Origin of the sequence: Thalassospira xianhensis MCCC 1A02616 (genome assembly GCF_003326475.1) — a bacterium.
In the GTDB taxonomy this organism is placed as follows: domain Bacteria; phylum Pseudomonadota; class Alphaproteobacteria; order Rhodospirillales; family Thalassospiraceae; genus Thalassospira; species Thalassospira xianhensis.
The window spans coordinates 224736-243505 of sequence record NZ_JPWA01000002.1 but is presented as its reverse complement, the minus strand read 5'-3'; the positions used below and the strand labels follow the sequence as shown (position 1 = coordinate 243505).

The following is an 18770-nucleotide window of genomic DNA, read 5'->3' as shown; positions in this document are numbered from 1 at the left end:
CTGCCTTTATCGCCTGTACCTCAAAAGAGCCCAGCGAAGCATTATAGATTTCGATTGAAATCTATAATGCTTATAGAATATGATCGCAATCTATTTATTCACTCAGGCAATGATCGGGATCTCATCTTCCCGAGGTAGGAAAGAACATCATGTCGAATTCTAAAGTTGTGGTCGTAACCGGTGTATCGTCGGGCATTGGCCGTGCTACCGCGATCAAGTTTACCGAGAAGGGCTGCAGAGTTTTTGGGACAGTGCGAAATATTGAAACAGCACAACCTATAAACGGCGTTGAATTGGTAGAGCTGGATGTCTGCGACGAAACAGCAGTACCGAATGGCATTCAAACCATTATTGCCAGGGCCGGTCGCATTGATGTTCTTGTCAACAGTGCGGGCGTGACCTTGCTCGGTGCGACAGAAGAGACCTCTGTGCGCGAGGCACAAACGTTGTTTGACACCAATGTCTTTGGCGTTCTGCGTGTTGCAAAAGCAGTCCTGCCATATATGCGCGAACAACGTTCAGGGCGCATTGTAAACATCAGTTCGGTCCTGGGTTTTGTTCCGGCTCCCTATATGGGCCTTTATTCAGCATCGAAACATGCTGTTGAAGGCCTCTCGGAGACCTTGGATCATGAAGTGCGCAAGTTTGGAGTTAGGGTATCGCTTGTCGAACCGTCCTTCACCAAAACCAACTTGGACATCAATGCACCACAGACAGCGTCCACAATCTCCGCCTACGACACGGACCGCGGCCTTGCATCCCAAGCCATTCAAAAGAATGTACGCAAAGCCCCCGAGCCTGATGAAGTTGCCACTACGATTATCAATGCGGCCTTGGGTAAGTGGAAAATGCGACATACACCGAAAGGCGAAGCTTCTCTTCTAAGAAAGTTGCGACGGTTCATGCCTTTCGGAGCCGTAGATTCGGGCATCAGAAAGACCTTTGGGCTCTCCTGAAAATAGACTACGCCCCGTCAATCTCTGGCATATTTTTGAAAATGCCGTCGCTCATCTCGCGATACCTGAATAATGAGCGACAGCATTTGTTTTTAGTTCGTAAAGAACTCCGACTTAACCGGGTGGATTCACCATATCCCCGAATTATGACAATTCGGCTTGAACCGAGTGACAGGCACACTTGCACTTAAACGTTTTGCGGATTTTGGGAGGAGATTGTCAGGTGCCGCAAAATCTGACATTCGATATGCATCAAAATCAATAGCTTAGCGTTTCGGATTGCCAGATAAGTTGGCATGGATTGACACATAAGCTGACAGAAAGCGGTTAAATTGACAGAAGAGATGACATTTTTCATCACATTAGGTCTCTGACCTGAAACAGATACGAAATTCCTATAGCCTTGTTAGCAGTTGACCATAAAAGCAAAAAAGCAATCGGCTGCGATATGAAGCATACATATTTCAAGATGACACATTCGTTCCGATGGACAGAACGCTCTCGCGGTTCTAACGACGTCAGAACCCGCTTTCGCGCAAAAGGATTGCAATCAGGTGTTTGGTGCTGTCGATCAGTAGGCTGCGTTGCTGTCCGTCGATTTGCAGATGGCCGATCATTTCGCGAAGATCCGGGGGCACGTCATCAAGTTGGACCCGGATTTCAAACCAGGCGGCTTTGGGTGACAGACCATCTTTCTCGCTTGCAGTGGCAATCGGACCACCATGGGTGGATGCCAGCAGAGGGTGCGACAGGCTGCGCACACGCGTGCTGCCGATTGCGATCAATTGTCCCGGTATCGGCGTGAGTTTGCCATCAGGGTAAAACAGCACACGATTTCCAACCGACAGGCGTTCGATTTCATCGGCATGGACATAGCCATCAATCTGCCAGGATGTCGGGTCGACCAGAATGCCCAAAGGCTCCTTGTCGCCGATCCATTGTCCCGGCCTCATTTCATGATCAACATCAAGCCATTGACCATCAAATGGCGCACGTAAGGTAAGCCGGGCGATTTCGGCCTGTGTGGCAGTTATTTCCCGAAACTGGACGGCGAGACGCTGTTCAATAACGCTTTTTTGCGAAAGCCCCATCGGATCGGCCATCATGCCGCCAAGGCGTGCCTTATAGCTTGTGATGCTGGCTTCGTTATTGCGCATTCGAAGGTGCAGGTCCGGATCATCAAGCTGCAGCAACACGTCCCCTGATGCAGCCGGACCGGATGTTCTGAGTTCCGATAGCAGGGCCGGAAACGGGGCGAAAACTTTGAGCTGGCGTTCGGCGCGCAGCACACCGTTTCCGTGAATCTGGCTTTGCCACGGGATCGCGGCCAGGATCAGAATGCCAAGGAAAATCGCACCAAAAACCACCCGCCGCCGGACCGGAACCGATTTGCGATTGGCCCACCAATGTTTAAGTTCACGGATCACCGGCAACAGAATGAACCAGCAGATTTCAACAATGAACAGAAAGATGCCAAGTACCTTGAAGAACAGCAGATAAACCGCAACCGCGATCCCCAGAAACAGCACGAACCGATAGGCCCAGGTCATGAAGGCAAAGGTAGCCAGCATGCGCCTTTGGCCTTTGGGAAACGGTTCCGGCCAGTCTTCATCAAGGCCAAGGAGGCTTCTGCGCATCGTAACCTGTGCAATCGCCGATGCACGTTCATGCAGGTTGGGAAAATCAAGAATGTCAGACAGGATGAAATAGCCGTCAAAGCGCATGAACGGACTGACATTCAACGCCAGTGACAGCACCCAGCTTGTCGTTGCCAGATATAAAAGCGCGTTGCGTGTTGCCCCGTCCTCGCATATCGCCCAGCCAAATGTGGCAAGCCCGGCAAGGGCAAGCTCGGTCAGGATACCGGCACTTGAAATGGCAAGGCGCTGTTTGGGGGAGCGCAATTTCCATGTTTCGCTTGTATCGGTATAGAGCATTGGCCACAGCACGACAAAGGCAACACCCATATGCGCCACCCGCAAGCCCAGCCGGGTGGCGACAAGAGCATGGCCCAGCTCATGCAAGGTCTTGGCGACAATCAGGGCGATGGCAAAACTGATGATCCCGGCACCGGAAAAGGATTCCACCACCGCATGGGTAAAGCTGTCCCATTGCTGGGACACCATGACAATGCCCGTCACGGTCAGGAATACGATCAGAAGTGCGGTCAGACGGTGAAAAATCCAGCCGACCAGACCAAGTAACCCGGTCAGGTGCTTTTGCGGCCGCACCAGTGGGATGCGAAAGAACAGATAGTGATGCAGCCACCAGCGCCATTCCATCCAGCCGTTTTCAGTGTTTTTTTGGCCAAGGGCGTCGGTTTCGGCCGGAGTCGGTCGTAAAAGATGATGGTTTTTGAGAAACTGGACAAAGGCGATGATTTGATCAAGGTCGGGCTTGAGGGCCGTGCGCCTGGAGATAAGTTCATGGATCTGGCGCGGGGTTCTTCCCCACCAGCGCAGGCATTCAAATTCCAGCCAGCCGATTTTGTAAAACCGGTTAAGCACCGTGTCCTGTATCATCCACGCCGGTTCGCCCGACATGCCTTGCCCGGCTTCGCAAAGGCGAAGATCCTCGCGCAAGGGCCGGGGCGTTTGATCGGCGTCGTCCTGCATCACAGGCCACTCCAGGCACGTGCGGTCGCAAGCGGACGGCGCAGCAGGTAATAGCCAAGCGGAACGCGATCACCATAAAGTTTGGCCGTGCCATGCAGGCCAAGCCGAACATGTTCCGGACGGTTTTCGATATTGGCCAGCAGGCGATAGGAGACAATGCCATCATTGTGTGGCCGGGCCTGATAGCTGGTTTCAAGAATTTTACCGCGTACCGGTTCAAGCGGATAGGCGGTTAAAAACAGGGTAACATCAGCCCCAACCTCAAGGGTGATGGCATCCGCAACAGAAAGTTCGATACGCATGGCGGGCTGGTCGGGATTGGCCAGTTGCAGAATGCGTTCGCCCGTTGCCACCGGTTTACCGATCCAGTCATTGGGATCGGTAAAGACGACAACACCGTCGGCGGGGGCTTCAATCCGGGTGCGGTCAAGCTGGGCAAGAACGGCCGCCAGTTCGGCACGACGTTGCTGGACGCGTCCACTAAGCACGGTAAGCTCGCCCTTGCTTTGCGGATTGTTAAAGGCCCCCTGACTTGCGGCCTGCAGTTCGGCTTCGGCGACGGCGACCTCCTGTATCAGAACATCGGCCTTGTTGCGCAGCGTGGTCTGATCAAGGGTGAATAGCAAGTCGCCCTTGGTGACTTGCTGATTGGGACGCACAGCGATCACATCAATCACGCCATTAAGCGGGGCACTTATGATCTGCGTATCGCGCGATACGATTTCGGCCGGGGCCAGCGCACTTTGCCGGACGGGGATAAACAGCAATGCGGCGGCAACAATTGCGATAATGATCGCGGCCCGCCGTGATGGCCGCCAGCGCCGTTTTTTGGTGCCCCCACTCAGTTGATGCCAGCAATAACCCCATGTCCGGAACACGCCACCAAGCTGTTCAAGCAGACCTTCGGGGACACCGGTTTCAAGCTGGAAAATGATAAAGCCAAGTCGCTCCCCATTGGGGCGGTGAAATGACACAACCAGAAGCCCGGCCGCCCACCATTCAGACCATCCTTCGGCGATGTCGGGCGGCGGATCGGTTTTTTCGCGGTCAATCCAGATTGTCGCCGTCGTTTGCCCGGCCTTTGGCGTCGTATCGGCAAATTGATCCGCGACCCAGCGGCTGGCCTGTTTGAGCCAGACAAGATAAGGGGAATCTTCTGCCGGTTTGGCCAGACCAGAAATGCACAGAAGTTCCGGATGACGGCCCGTATGGGAAAACACCAACGCCTGTCGAAATGGCAGGAGGCTATAAAGGTCGTTGGCCATCGAAAAGGCCAGCGCATTAAGCGTCTCTGCTGCCATCGCGCGATCACGAAGAGCAATCAGGGTGGTCAGGATTTGGGCCGGGGGAAACGCATTAGCCATTGAAATTCGGGAAGGTTGCGATCCCGCTCATGCCCGGTGTGAGCTCCGGGTAAACCTGATCAAGGGTTGCCTCAAGTTCAATGCTTTGCGCAATGGCATCAATGCGCGAATTGATCGATTTGATCGTGGCAGGATAGGTCGTACCGGTTTCAAGAATGTCGACATTCAGCGGGACCCCGACCGCAAGATGGGGCAGCATCACCGATGGCACATTCAGACGGATTTTGAGCGGTCCGTCGCTGATAATGTCAAACAACGGGGTTCCGGCACTGATTGTCTGATAAGAACGGGCATAAACCTTGGCAACCTTGCCGCTAAAGGGCGCTTTGACGGTACAATAGCTGGTCTGAACATTTGCCAGAATTCTGGCCCCTTCGGCTTTGCGGACTTCGGTTTCGGCCATGGCAACTTCGAGATCACCCGCGGCATTAAGGTCACGCAAATCTTCGCGTGCTGAGAGGTTTTGGCGGGTCATCTGCAGTTCGGCCTCGGCCACACGGGCCCGTGCAGTTGCCTCGCGGCAGTCAAATTGCGCAAGGTTTGTGCCTTCTTCAATACGCTGTCCAAGACCGACCGAGATTTTCTCGAGCGTACCAGCCATCTTGCTTGAGAGCGTAGTTTCGATATCAGCCGCCAGAAGGATGCGGATTGCCGAAGTCGAAGGCATCGGAGAAGTCGGGTAATTCTGGTCTTGATTTTGGGCCACCGCACTGGTTCTCGCACCGGCAAGCAGTGCCGAGGTAATAGCCATCGCAAAAATCAAGTTACGAATTCGCATCGACCGAATGCTCCGCCTTGATGTGGCTGAAATTCTCAAGTTCCTGCGTGCGCAGCGTCTCTTCAATGGCACTGGCAAGGGTCTTGATATCGTAATTGTCTATCTGCTCGGGCAGGACTTCAAGGCCGATAGAATTATACAGACGCCCCCATGCTGCCTGTGCGCGGGAATAGGATGCTTCACGCTGGTAACGTGAAAGAAGAAAACGGCCTTCGGCCCGGATGACTTCAAGCTCAGATCCCAGGGTGCTGCTGCTTTCGGCATGGGCGTAGCGCAGCAATTCCCGGTCAACCCGAAGGCTTTCCTCTGCAAACTCAAGGTCGTCCCGGGCCAGTTCGTAACGCAGGGTTCCGACACGAACCTGCGTCAGGACGGCCATTGACAATGCGATGCGGCGCGCATCGTCGGTGGCAGCCTGCGAGACTTCGGCACGCTGCAAGGCCGGTAGCTGGGTCAGGCGAAGCAGGTTTAGCGAAATTTCAAGACCGGTGCTCGACCAGGCCTGATTATAGAGATATTTGTTCGAGTCATATTCAAACCCTGCGCTTACCGCGATGTTGGGCCAGAGTTCGGCTTTCGCGATTTCCAGATCGTTCTGGTTTATGCGTTTGCGATACCATTCCTCCATTACTTCCGGACGGTTCCGAAGAGAGATTTCCTCAAGCAATGCGATATCAACGGTAACCGGGAACAGGGATGGTTCCTGCATGTCTTCCAGAACAAGTTCCGAATGGGGTGGAAGCGACATCAGGGCGGACAGTTCGGCGCGTGCAAATTCAAGATCTTCGCGGCGTGCGGTCAAAAGGCTGAGTGAATCAAGCAGGGCACGCTGATAGGCAAGCGCCTGCTGTTTGTTCATTATGCCGCGTTCTTCTGCTGTACGGGCTGCGATCAGGGCCTTGTCTGTACGCAGAAGCAATGCATTGACTTCAGGCAGCAGCCGTTGCGCCCCCAATGCACGCCAATAGGCATTCCGGACATCTTGCAAAACGTTCTGGGCCACACGGCGACGGCGTTCTTCCGCCATCAGAATCTGGTCGAGTTTCTGCTGGTTGCGATAATAGGCCACACCGAAATCCAGCAGGCTCCATGTCAGATTAAGTCCCGCCAACTGCCGATAGCGTTCCTGCGAAGTCGACGCACGAAGACTTTCCTGACGATCCTCGATGCCGATTGAGGTACCCCCGGAATCATTATTTCGCCCGGCATACCCGGCAGATGCGACCAACCGGGGAAGCATTTCATGTGCGGACACATCCTGCAGATCGGACGCCAGCGCGCTTTCCATCAGTTTCAGGCGATAGTCCAGATTGTATTTCAGAGCACGCGCAACGGCTTCGTAAAATGTTATCGGACCGGTGACCGGTTCCTGCCCCCGATACATTGCAGCCCTGTCCGCGGCAATGCGTTGGATATGTTGTTCTTTTGTGTAGGGTTGTGGTTCGTCAAAGGATGTCGCACATGCGCTTAAAAGCAGTGAAGATGTTATAATGATACAAAGTGGCTTGATAACCGTCTTCGACATGCGGAATCCCCATTATGCACCGGAGTGCGTTGCATTTTTGTCAGCCGAACCATTTCGGGCCGCGATTGGCGGAACCTGATTGACCGCGTTTTGCAATTGATTGCTAAAGCTGCTGGCTGTTTTAAATTCCCCGGTTTCCGGGGCACGTGCCGTTATTCCGCCCGGCTCGGTCATACCTTCGGAGGTGGGAGTGAATAGAGAAGGATCGCTGAGCAAACCTTCGGCGTTAAGATCGACACGTCCCTGTCGGCCGAGAAACACAGCCAGATCAATGTCGCTGTCAAAGCTGCTCCGGTCGACGGCACTCCCAACAAACTGGCCGGAAATCTCGCCCAGGCCAGAACCAATAGACTGACTGCGAATAAACGGTGTGAGGCCCGCAAAGATATCGCTGCCGTTGTTTTGCGAGTTTACGGCCTCATTCACGCGTGCATCGACCTGAACAGTTGGCGTAACAAAAACAATCGGGCGAACATCTGGAAGTGGCGGTGGTGGTGGTTGCGTCACGACAAAATCGCCAGGGACATTTCCGCCTCTTGGGCCATTACCATCCGGTATGGGAACGTAGGGCGCTGCAATATCAAGATTGATCGTCAGGGTTGCCTGATCGGTCGCTCCCCAGTCATCGGAAAGGGTATATGTAAATTCATCCTTCAGGACAGTTCCCAGCCCGGCGGCGGCAAGGACTTCGGGATTATTCAGATCAATTGAATAGCTATATGAACCATCTGCATTCAGGGTCAGGGTCCCGTATTTCCCCTGAATGGAAGCGCCGAGTGCACCTTCGGTTCCAGTACCGTCTTCTGCACCGGTGCGGATTGCCGTCACTTCAAGGCTGTTGACGTCATCGGTGTCGGTATCATTGGGAATGACGTTGCCGGTTGCGTGCGGTGCCTGAACCTGATCGCTGGCGGTGTTGGTGTCATCAACGGCGACAGGTGCATCATTGCGACCACGAATGATGACGGTGAGCTGTGCGGTATCTGTCTGCCCACCATCGTCAACCACCTGATAGGTGAATATCTCGGTTCTCGTGCCCTGTGCCGGCAGGTTGATCAGATCGGGATTGGTTGAATCAACCACAAACCGATAAGTGCCGTCCGCACCAATGGTCAGCGTGCCATAGGTACCGACAATAACGGTGCCATCATCCTTGCTGGTGTTCGATGCTACTGCATCAAGCGCGCCCCCTGCACTTTCAGAGCCCGTTCGCGCACCATTGACATATTTGGAGTCACCGGAATCGACATCGGTGTCATTGGTCAGAACATTGCCTTCGGGGTTGTTTGCGGTGTTTTCGGCATTCTCGGCCACGGCGTAGGCAAAGTTGTTTACCGCGACCGGGGCATCCCAGGCACCATTAATCGTGATGGCAATTTCGGCAAGGTCGGTTGCACCGCTGCTGTCAGACAGACGGTAAGTAAAGCTTTCTGAGAGACTGTCACCGACCTTGAGCGCCTGAACCGCTGCCAGGCTGTTGTTGACGGCATAGGTGAAGGTTCCATTGGCCGCGATTGTCAGTGTGCCATAGGTGCCGGTGACTGTCCGGCTGCCAGAAATCGACAGGATTGATCCGCCTGCACTTTCACTGCCGGTACGAATTCCGCTGACCGATTTCGTGTCGCTGCTATCGACATCCGTATCATTGGTCAGAAGATTGCCGGTCGGATTGGTGCCAGCCGTTCCGTTGTTGGTCCCGCCGGCTTCGGTTGCGGTTGCAGTGTCATTGACCGCAACCGGGGCGTCGTTCGCCCCTTGGATCGTGACCGTCAGAGTGGCCGTACTCGTCGCACCGGCAAGATCGCGCGTGGTGTAAGTAAAAGTCTCAGTTAAGGTCTGAGTGGCGCTTAGTAGCGCCTGAACGGCGGCGTTGGTGTTATCGACAACGTAACTATAACTGCCGTTGCTGTTTAATGTCAGCGTGCCATAAGTACCTGCCAGACCACTTCCAACCGTACCGATTGTTGTACCCTGACGAATGGCACTGACCGACAGGCTTTCGCCATTCTGGTCGATATCACTGTCATTGGTCAGAACGTTGCCGGTCGGATTGGTGCCTGCAGTTCCGTTATTGGTGCCACCCGCTTCAACCGCAATGGCGGTATCATTGCTTGCGGTTGGGGTATCGTTTGCACCTTGAATGGTGATGGTAATCGCGGCGTTATCGGTCGCACCTGCCTTGTCACTGACGGTATAGGTGAACGTATCACTCAGTGTATTGCCGCTGTTGCGCAGTGCCTGAACCGTGGCGTTCGAATTATCAAGACGATAGCTATAGCTGCCATCTTCATTAATCGTCAGCCAGCCATAGCTACCCCGCAATTCCGACCCCAGGGTGCCTGATGTGCCACTTGCAGCTTCGGCACCTGTGCGAACGGCAGATACTTCCTTGGTCTCGCCATTTGCAGTGCTGTCGACATCGGTATCATTGGTCAGCACATTGCCCGACGGATCGGTGCCCGGACTGTTATTGCTTTCACCGCCGGCTTCGACAGCAGTGGCGCTATCATCCACGGCAACAGGGGCATCGTTTTGTCCGCGAATGACAATGACGATCTCGGCGGTATCCTGCAGTCCGCCACCGTCTTGGATGGTGTAGGTGAACCGTTCCGTTACGGTATGCGTCGTATTGCGTAATGCTTCAACCGCGGTGTTGGTGTTGTCGACAACATAGCTGTAAGTGCCGTCGGAATTAAGGGTCAGGCTGCCATAAGTGCCCGCAAGTGCCACGCCAATTGTGCCTGACGTGCCCCCCCCACTCGATGGGCCCGTTCGAATTGCAACAACGGTTAATGGATCACCATCCGGGTCGACATCGCGACTGGTGACATCACCGGTCGGGTTCGAGCCCGCTGTTGCATTGTCTACACCACCAGATTCTTGGGCAATCGCGAAAGCATCCTGCGCGACAGGATCATCATTCGCGCCATAAACCGTGATTGTAATTGTTGCCGTAGTTGTCAGGCCGTTTGTATCGGTTATTTCATAGGTGAAAACTTCATCGGCGGTAACGCCACTGCCAAGGGCTATGACATCTGTGTTTTCACTGTCGACATTATAGCGCGCAGTGCCATCGGAACTTATATAAAGCGTGCCATATTCGCCGGTAACAGCAACTTCTGTTGCACCACTGGAAATGCTGGTAAGGGCACCCGCTGCGTTCAGGTTTTCGGAATTGATACCAGAAACCCGAAGGTTGGTGTTCGGCTGGTCAGCACTGTCAACGTCTGAATCTGCCCCGTCGCCTGTGTCATTGGTAATCACATTGCCGTTGGGATTGCTTTCAGCTGCATCCGTATCGCCCAAACTGCTATTGGCAGCTTGCGCTACGGCCACATTGTTCGTTGCAACCGGATTATCATTTGCGCCATTGATGGTGATGGTTAGGTTGGCCAGGTCATTCAATCCGGCGGCGTCGGTAACCTGATAACTGAAGACTTCCGTCAGGGTGTCACCGGCAGACAATCCTTGAACATCGGCGTTGCTGTTATCAATCACATAGGAATAGCTGCCATCGGGATTGATGGTCAGTGTGCCATAGGTGCCGGTGATCGGGGTACTGCCCGATACGGTTGTTAATGCGCCACTTTCATCTTTTGGGACCGCGCGGACGCCAGAAACCACCTTGGTTTCGCTGTTGGCATCGACATCCGTGTCGTTGGTCAGAACATTGCCAGATGCATCGGTTCCGGCGGTGCCATTGGCAACGCCACCGGCTTCGGTCGCACTGCCGGTATCATCGACACCGATCGGGGCATCATTGGCACCGGTGATGGTGACTGTGAATGTTGCGGTATCGGTAACATCGCCAAGATCAGACAGGGTGTATGAAAAGGTTTCGCTAAGTGTATTGCCACTCAGTCGTAATGCCTGCACGTCGGCATTGTCATTATCGACGACATATTGATAGCGACCGTCACTTTGGACCACCAGGCTGCCATATTGCCCGGTGATCGTTGCAGATCCGCCCGATGAAATGGTCTCGGTATCGGATGTTGCAATTGATGTGACATCGGTGATGCGCAATTCATCGTCATTTGTGGCGATGTCAACATCGGTATCATTGTCGATCAGGCTGCCGCGCGGATCGACGCCCGGTGTCAGGTTGTCATTGCCCCCGGCTTCCTGCGCGGTGGCAGTGTCATTATTGGCGACCGGGTCATCATTTATGGCATTGATGGTGATTTGCAGGCTGTCGGTATCTGTCAGGGCATCGTCGCTTGTTTCGCCGGGAATACCATCATCGTCGGCGTCACCATAATTGCCACGGTCACTGGTGGTGACGGTCAGTGTGTCTGTGCCGTTGTAATCTTGGGTGCCTTGATAAATGACACCATTGGCCAGTGTGGCGTTGATATCATCTCTTGTGCCCTGAAGTGTAAGGGTTGAACTGTTGTTGCTGCCCGATGAGATGGACGCGGCACCTGCAAGCGTGACCGATACTGTGCCATGCAGAACGGTGAGCTGTACGGTAAGCTGGGTATCTCCACCCCGACCAGAATCAATGTCGTCAATCGACAGCCCGGAAATCGTAAGCGGGGTGTCTTCATTAACCGACTGATTACCCGGCAGCGTGTTGACCGGCGCGTCATTCTGTTCGACATATCCGGCATCAGCGGTATCACTGGTACCTTCGCCCAGTGTTATGTCGACCTGTCCCAATGTGCCACCGGTGCCATCGGTATCAATGCGGACCTCAAGATCGCCTACTGGTTGGGCATAGGTGACAGTATCTGTCGGCGTGTCGATCCGGTAATTGCCTGATGGCAATACGCCAAAGCTGTATTCTCCATTGGCATCGGTCTCAGTCGTGAAGACCAGATTGTCGGCCGTGGTGGCAAGATCACCATCAGCTCCGGCCCAGGTCAGGGTGACGGTCAGGCCTTCCAGTCCTGTCGCGCCGCCATCGGGGACAACATTGGCACCATCGGCCGAGGCGGTTGCCGTATCATTCCACAATGTACCGCTGATGACGCCAAGTCCGGCACCTTCAGTCAGGACATAATCATTTTCGCCAACACCGCTGCCGGTTCGCTCTCCGTCACTGTCGCCATCGGTGCCAACATCGTTGCCACCCCAGCCTGTGAAATCTTCGGGAAGGCTGCTCCAGGTCAGGCTGGCGTCGGTTGCCGCGATGGTCGTATTGTTTGGCACATCCACCGAATAGGTAACGACAACCGCATCATCAACATTCAACTGATCAAAATCGACTGAAATGCCGGAGGTTTGATCAAAACTGATGCCCGATGGCAGGTTGCCAACGGTATATGTTGTGTCATTGATCTTGATGCTGATCAGTTCGTAATTCGTGCCGCCCGTGATGTCGTCGGAAACGTTGGTGTTAAAGGCTGGTGCGCCGCCATCCTGTGTGAAGCTCAGTTCGACAGTGGCCGTACCGGTGCTACCGGTCGGGTTCGGATCGAAATCAGTGACGGTTTTATCAACGCTGCTAAAGCTTGGTTCGACCACTGTTTCGGTAAATGTATCGCTTTGTGCGCCATTCGTTCCGTTGCGAATTTCCTGAACCTGCATGCCCAGTGCCGCACCGGCCGAACTTGCCGCCACATTGGCAACCCTGACATTGAATTCCAGAACAATGCCTTCACGATCACTATCGACTTCACTGTTGCTGATGTTGCCAAAATTAAAAGTGATAACCTGCCCGGCGATATTTACCTGTGTTGGATCAAGAACACCGGTCGGAGCGGCACCTGCCAGATTAGGGTCAATTGATTGGGCTTCTGCGCTGTCCTGATTTCCAGATATCTCAAGCGTCCCGCCGGTAATCAGGGTGGCATCTGTCGTCAGGCCACCATTTGAAATAAACCCGACGAGCATCGCATTGTCGTTCTTGTCAATGAACTCAAGGCCGTTATCGAGTGTAACTTCCAACTGGTAATTGGGGTTCGCACCTTCGGGTAACAAAACAACAACCCGGTAACGGATGATTTCGCCAACTACGACCGTTTCGTTGGATGCATCGGTTGGATCAGGGGCTTCTGTATCGGGCAATCCGCCGACACGGGAAACCAGAATCGCCTGGGCAACCGGAATGGTCAGGGTATCACTGCGCCGGTAATCATTCAGTGCCCCGCCCCCCAGCGAACCATCCTGGCCGGTTCGTTCGCCTGCCGGATCAGCGGTGCCAGCCGATGCACCATCCAGACTGGTCCAACGAACTTCTGCGGTATTGCTGAAATTGGCTTCCGATGCCGCAGTGGCATTGACCGTCCCGGTGATGCGGATAACGATACTGCCGCCTTTGACGATATCAACATTGGCCCCGGCACTTGTTTGCAGAACTCCACCGGCAATTTCAAAATCGGCTCCACTATTGTTGGTGGCACCGCCGCTATAGGTAATTCCGGCGATGGTCAGACCATCAAGCTCGGTCGGAAGGGTGCTGGCCAGACTGATGTCAAAGGCATCGAAATCTGTCCCACTGTTGCCATTGGTGATCGTGATGGTGAACTCGACTTCATCCCCTTGATCAAAACCAAGCGTGGTCGATGTTACAAGGGTCTGGTCGATGGTCAGGGTCGGCTCACGCAATGTGATGCTCGGCTTGCCATCAGAAAGGGCAACAGTCCGGTCTTGTGGTGTGGAGCCGTTGGCGGTGTCGCCATCCGGATCTGAATAATGTAGTTCGGCACTGTTTTGACGGGTCGTGCTGGCCTGATTGGCTGTAACATTTTCCGCGACCAGCCGTACGCGAATGACAAAACTGTTATTGCCGGTATCGTTGTCGGCCGCGGCGGAAGACGCGCTAAAGGAAAAGCGTCCATCCACCCCGTCATCGCCAAGTGTTCCGGACACCGCGGTAAGGCTGCTAACGGTTATCGACCCTGCGAAGTCATTTGTAAGTGCGCCGCTTTCAGACGTCAGGGTTATGAGCTGATAGCCTGTTCCGTTGAAGCTGGTATCAAGGCTCATACCATCAGGCACAAGATCATCAATCTCTAAGGACTGTGTCGTGCCTTCGGGCAGGGTGACGATGATGTCGTAAAGCATGCTTTCGCCAACAACCAAATCCGACCCCGTGGTATGGGATGCACTTGAATCGCTGTTATCAAGGCTGCCATCGGCAAAGTTCTTGCGAATTTCCGGAGCCGCGACCTGTTGATCGGCGATATCCTCAAGGTCGGTCGGTGTGAAATCGGTGCCGCCATCAACACTGGCATAATTGCCAAGCGTTGCGGTGGTTTGAAGCGTGGCACTGGCATCAATGGCGTCGTTGACTTCGACGTCATAGGTAATCACGACAAGGTTGGCCCCACTGGTATCGGCCGATGTACCGTCACGTCCGGCCAGAAGGGTGGCGACCCCACCATTATCAAGGAAGGTAATCGTGTTGCCAGAGACGCTGTAGTCAGTGCCCAAGACAAGCAGGGTGCCATCACCGCGATAAATCTGAAGGTTGGCGTCGGTTAAGGTGCCATTGGCAAAGCTCAACCCGGTCGGAAGGGTGATGCTGGTCGCAACATCAAACGCACCGCCGCCACCGGTATTTTCAATTGCGGTGGCGAGGCGCAAAAGGTCACCGCCGTCAATGTCGGTGACGCTGCCCTCAATCGCCGTGATATCGTTTACATTGCCCGAAAACGGTGTTCCGGATGTGCCCGGTGCGTTCCATGTGCCGGTTGTGCCGCTTACCGTACCGTTGCTTGAAGAAACCACACCGTGGCTCATGGTCAGGACCGGCTCGGCGATCGAAGATATCTGGGCAACATCTGACGAAACAAGGGTTTGCGCGGTCAACGTGGTCGATTGCGAGGATTCTGCGAGAACATTGATTGACCGTTGATCGGCGTAAGGCTGATCGCCGACCGTGATCGTGAACTGGACTTCAATCGTGCTGCCATCGGTCGAGGATGTGTCAAAATCGCCGAAATCAAACTGGATGGCGTTGCCAGCGATACTGGTGACTGTTGGTGCCGATCCGGCGTTTGTATTATCCCCACCGAAATTCCATGTGTCGGCACCCGATCCTTGCGACCATGCGATGCCTGAAACATCAAACAGCGGCAAGGGTAAATAGGCGGTCAGGACGAAATCTTCGTAATCACCGGTCAGAAGGTCGTAATTCAGGGTGAAGGTTACGACGTCACCGGGATTAAGCTCGACATTGGATGGTGGGGTGCTGCCATTCACATCCGATATCGTGATATCGATGCTGCGATGTGCCAGCGTGTGGCTGGTCGAACTGTCATCGGTTTCACTGCTGCCCGTAAGGTTCAGCGCATCCTGAAGGATGGTCGCCGTGATCGAGGCACTGTTGCTGATGGCGTCGCCTTCATTGATCGCGTTTTTCGGGGTTGTACCCGATGTGTAATTCTGACTGAGAACAGCACTGTAACTTATCACGCCAAGCGTTGCGCCTGCCTGCGTCTCGTCAAAGGCCAGATCACCGATCAGCGCACCAAGTGTAAGCCCTGAATTACGTAACGCCTGAGCGATATCAAGCGATATATCGGTGGTACCATCACCATTCGGGGTGGTCGTCGTCGCCCCGGTCATGTCAATGGTTTGGGTGACCCCGTTCATACTGTAGGTGAACGTTGCGGCGGGTGAACTGCTCAGCGTCTGACCGTCACTTAGGGTGTCGGTGATAATGAAACTGCCATTCTCAAAGAAGTCTTCGCCGAAGGCAAAATAATCCGAGATCGCCAGATCAAGCGTGTAGCGCAGGGTATCACCCGGGGTCAGGCCGCTTTGGCCATTGTCAATGGCAACGGTTGCCGATTTTTCGACTGTGATTGATTTGGCGACGAAGCTGGCACTTGCACCGGTCCCTGTGAATTCAATGTTTTCCGAGTCTTCGTCAAGATCACGTTCATCAAGAGGCACCCAGTTTCCCGATCCGGTCGGGCCATCCACCGTGATGGTAACATCATCGCCAGTGGTCGGATCAAGCACCAGAGCACCGTCGCTATCGGCTTCGGGGACATAGAATTCAACAACGGTATCTATTGCGGCTGAAATGCTGTCATATTCGACAGTGAATTCCTTGATGAAAATGCTGTCGCTGCTGATTGCCTGATCGATCAGCGTGCTGTTTGTCAGGACCGTCCCGTTATAGAGCGTGACCGAGGTAATGGTGCCGCCACTTCCCGGCGTAATCGAGGTGACCTGTATCTGATCAGGTATGGGCTGGGTCACCACAACATTGGTCAAAGTTTGTCCGGTGGCGGGCGTCGCCGTCAGCGTCAGGCTGTGAACATAGTTCGGGCCGGTGGTGACTTCCCCTTCCGGCGCGTTGACCGACTGGCTGATGGAGATGATCGTCGGATGGACAACAAAATCATGAGTTATCGCCTCTATCAGCGACGGATCGGTGGTAGGGTTATCAAGCGCGTCATTACCAAATTCAAACCCGCCGCGCACCTTGATCGTCAAATCAGGACTGCCGTTTGACTGTGCCGTGTCGGCAAGGTTGCTAAGGGCGGCGGTAATGTCTAACGATATGGTCGGTTGTTCCTCCGTTACACTGGCAAACGGCAGTTGCACAACGACAAGTTGATCGCCGGCCTGAAGGCCGTATGTCGCAGCATTGATCACCACGGCATCGCCATTGCTGTCTTTGGCAATCGGGTGGGTGGCGTTGCCGTCCGCATCAAATGTGACTGTATGGGCGGTCAGGGTCTGATCCAGATATTTGGCCGAAATGAAGGTGACACCATCATCAGTTTCCGCGCCTGCACCATCCTTACCCGTCGCCGGGAAAAACAGATCAAGATATGGTGCAAATCCGACTTGAGAGCTGTTATTTTCAAAATTGACCGTGAAGGTGAACTGATCCCCAAGAAGGACGTCGCTACCGGATCCGACCGAAACCAGCGGATCGGCATCGGCCAGCAAACTGTCAAAGCCCGCAATCACTTCGGCGTTCAGCGCAGTTGCCTTATCGATAACGCCAACTTGCGTTTCAAGATCCCAATCACCGCCAAGGGAACTGGCACCGGTTTCGTCATCGGATGCAGCAACATCGGCCCCCGTAAGGTCGGCCAGTCGTGAAACCAGCGCCTGGCCACTCGATCCGGCACCAATGTTACAGCCATAAAGTTGAATGTCAGCATCTTCGGAAAGATGATCACGCCAGTCCGAAAGGCTGTCTGACAGGGCATCAATGGTTTGGGCACGGATCTCGCTGTTGCCCAGAACAAATTGCCCGGACGCCCCATGCGTAAGTATCTGGATGGACTCAACTTCACCGATTTCATCAAGGGCGGCGGAAATGGCATCCAAACCGTTTGTGTTGCCATCGACAATCAGGACGCTGACATTCGCGCCAAGGTTCTCTGTAAGTTCGGAAAGATTATCAATCCGGCCATCAATAACCAGAAGATGGTTACCCGATGACGGGGGGCCTGTGGTGGCGGGTTCCGGGTGTGTTTGATCTGCGGCATCGCTATGATCGCTGGTACCGTCTGGTTGGCTGTTATCTTGATGTTCTGCGGCGACCGCAGCCGCCCCATCAAACAGAATCCGTGGTTCAAGCACCAAAGGATGACTAACTGGCCTGAACGGACTCCGCACAGTTTCGTCTCGCATGTCAACCAAACCCATAGGGTGACTGTTATTTTGCTTATTTCAACCAACATCTCATTTTTCAGTTGGCACGACAATAAGATATTCAAGCGAAAGTTTGCATTATACTTCTCTAATTTTATTACTGGGGCGTACGATATTGCGTGTAAAAGGCCCTGCGCGGTCACAGGACTCGCATGAGGCCTAGCAAAAAACACCCACGGAATTCCTGGGCGTTCTTGTTTTTTGTTCTTGTATCCTTCGGTTACCAGAACACTACACTTGGCAACCAGTTGACCCGCGCCAGCCTAGGCCAGATAACGAAAATGCCAAATTGCTGCAGGTCGATGAACGAGGTCGTCCCCTGATAGATCTGACTATTGACGATTTCCGGCGCGGCAGCACTGTACTGGTAAAACAGTGAGGAGCCAAACGGTGGGGTTAGGAACGAAACCTGCGGGTAATCGCAATCGGGATCGTACCGATGGCGCCGGCAGATACGGCCTCTTTCGTGGAGACGCCCTGCCAAGGACTGCGCCCAAAACAGCAGTAGTCAGAATGATCGGCGGCAAGGCAGCGCGGAGAGCTTCGCTGATATCGGGACATCCGTTTTTGCTTTGCACCGGCGGCATGTCATCGGGACGAATCATCGTTCAGTATGACGCATAGTAGCAGCGGACTGAACCTCACCTAGAACCTGCTGATACACAGCTCCCTTACAAATGGTTGGGAAGCAAACGAAGCCCGGATAAACCTCGGGCCTTCGCCAGCTTCACCAACAGACGGCCTGCTCCGATCACTTCCGTCCATAGCGGCACTTCCCGGTAACACCGAGGTCCGGACAAACTCCGGGCGCACGGGCCCCCACCTTTCGACCGTTGATGGGCCATAGCTCAATGCTTCCCCCTCCTGCCATTCCTGCCGCTCCCGGCAAATTTAACTTATCCTCTCCAACAAGACGCACCTCTCCCGTCATGACAAATGATCGGGTTAGTTCCCCAGTCC

General features: G+C 54.1%; 6 protein-coding genes. 1 reads left to right on the top strand and 5 read right to left on the bottom strand.

All coding sequences use genetic code 11. The features are described from left to right. Positions 1-149: 149 nt before the first annotated feature. Positions 150-956 (top strand): oxidoreductase, encoded by an 807-nt coding sequence (locus tag TH5_RS03500; protein ID WP_114120676.1) that lies wholly within the window; start codon positions 150-152, stop codon positions 954-956. Positions 957-1474: 518 nt separating this feature from the next. Here the strand turns inward: TH5_RS03500 and TH5_RS03495 are convergent. From TH5_RS03495 to TH5_RS03475, 5 genes are all read right to left on the bottom strand, one after another. Then, entirely contained in the window at positions 1475-3571 is a 2097-nt protein-coding gene (locus TH5_RS03495; protein ID WP_114120675.1) for a site-2 protease family protein, read from the bottom strand. Next, on the bottom strand, positions 3571-4935 hold the full coding sequence (locus TH5_RS03490) for an efflux RND transporter periplasmic adaptor subunit (RefSeq protein ID WP_114120674.1): 1365 nt from the start codon (positions 4933-4935) through the stop codon (positions 3571-3573). The genes TH5_RS03495 and TH5_RS03490 overlap by 1 nt, the downstream gene beginning before the upstream one ends. After that, a complete protein-coding gene (locus TH5_RS03485) occupies positions 4928-5713 on the bottom strand; it encodes an efflux RND transporter periplasmic adaptor subunit (protein WP_208638391.1) in 786 nt (261 codons plus the stop codon). The genes TH5_RS03490 and TH5_RS03485 overlap by 8 nt, the downstream gene beginning before the upstream one ends. Further along, the gene (locus tag TH5_RS03480) at positions 5700-7097 is read right to left on the bottom strand and encodes a TolC family protein (protein WP_208638390.1); all 1398 of its coding nucleotides are present in this window, start codon (positions 7095-7097) and stop codon (positions 5700-5702) included. The genes TH5_RS03485 and TH5_RS03480 overlap by 14 nt, the downstream gene beginning before the upstream one ends. A 153-nt stretch (positions 7098-7250) precedes the next feature. After that, complete coding sequence (locus tag TH5_RS03475; protein ID WP_208638389.1) at positions 7251-17738, bottom strand: VCBS domain-containing protein; 10488 nt, start codon at positions 17736-17738, stop codon at positions 7251-7253. Positions 17739-18770: the final 1032 nt, after the last annotated feature.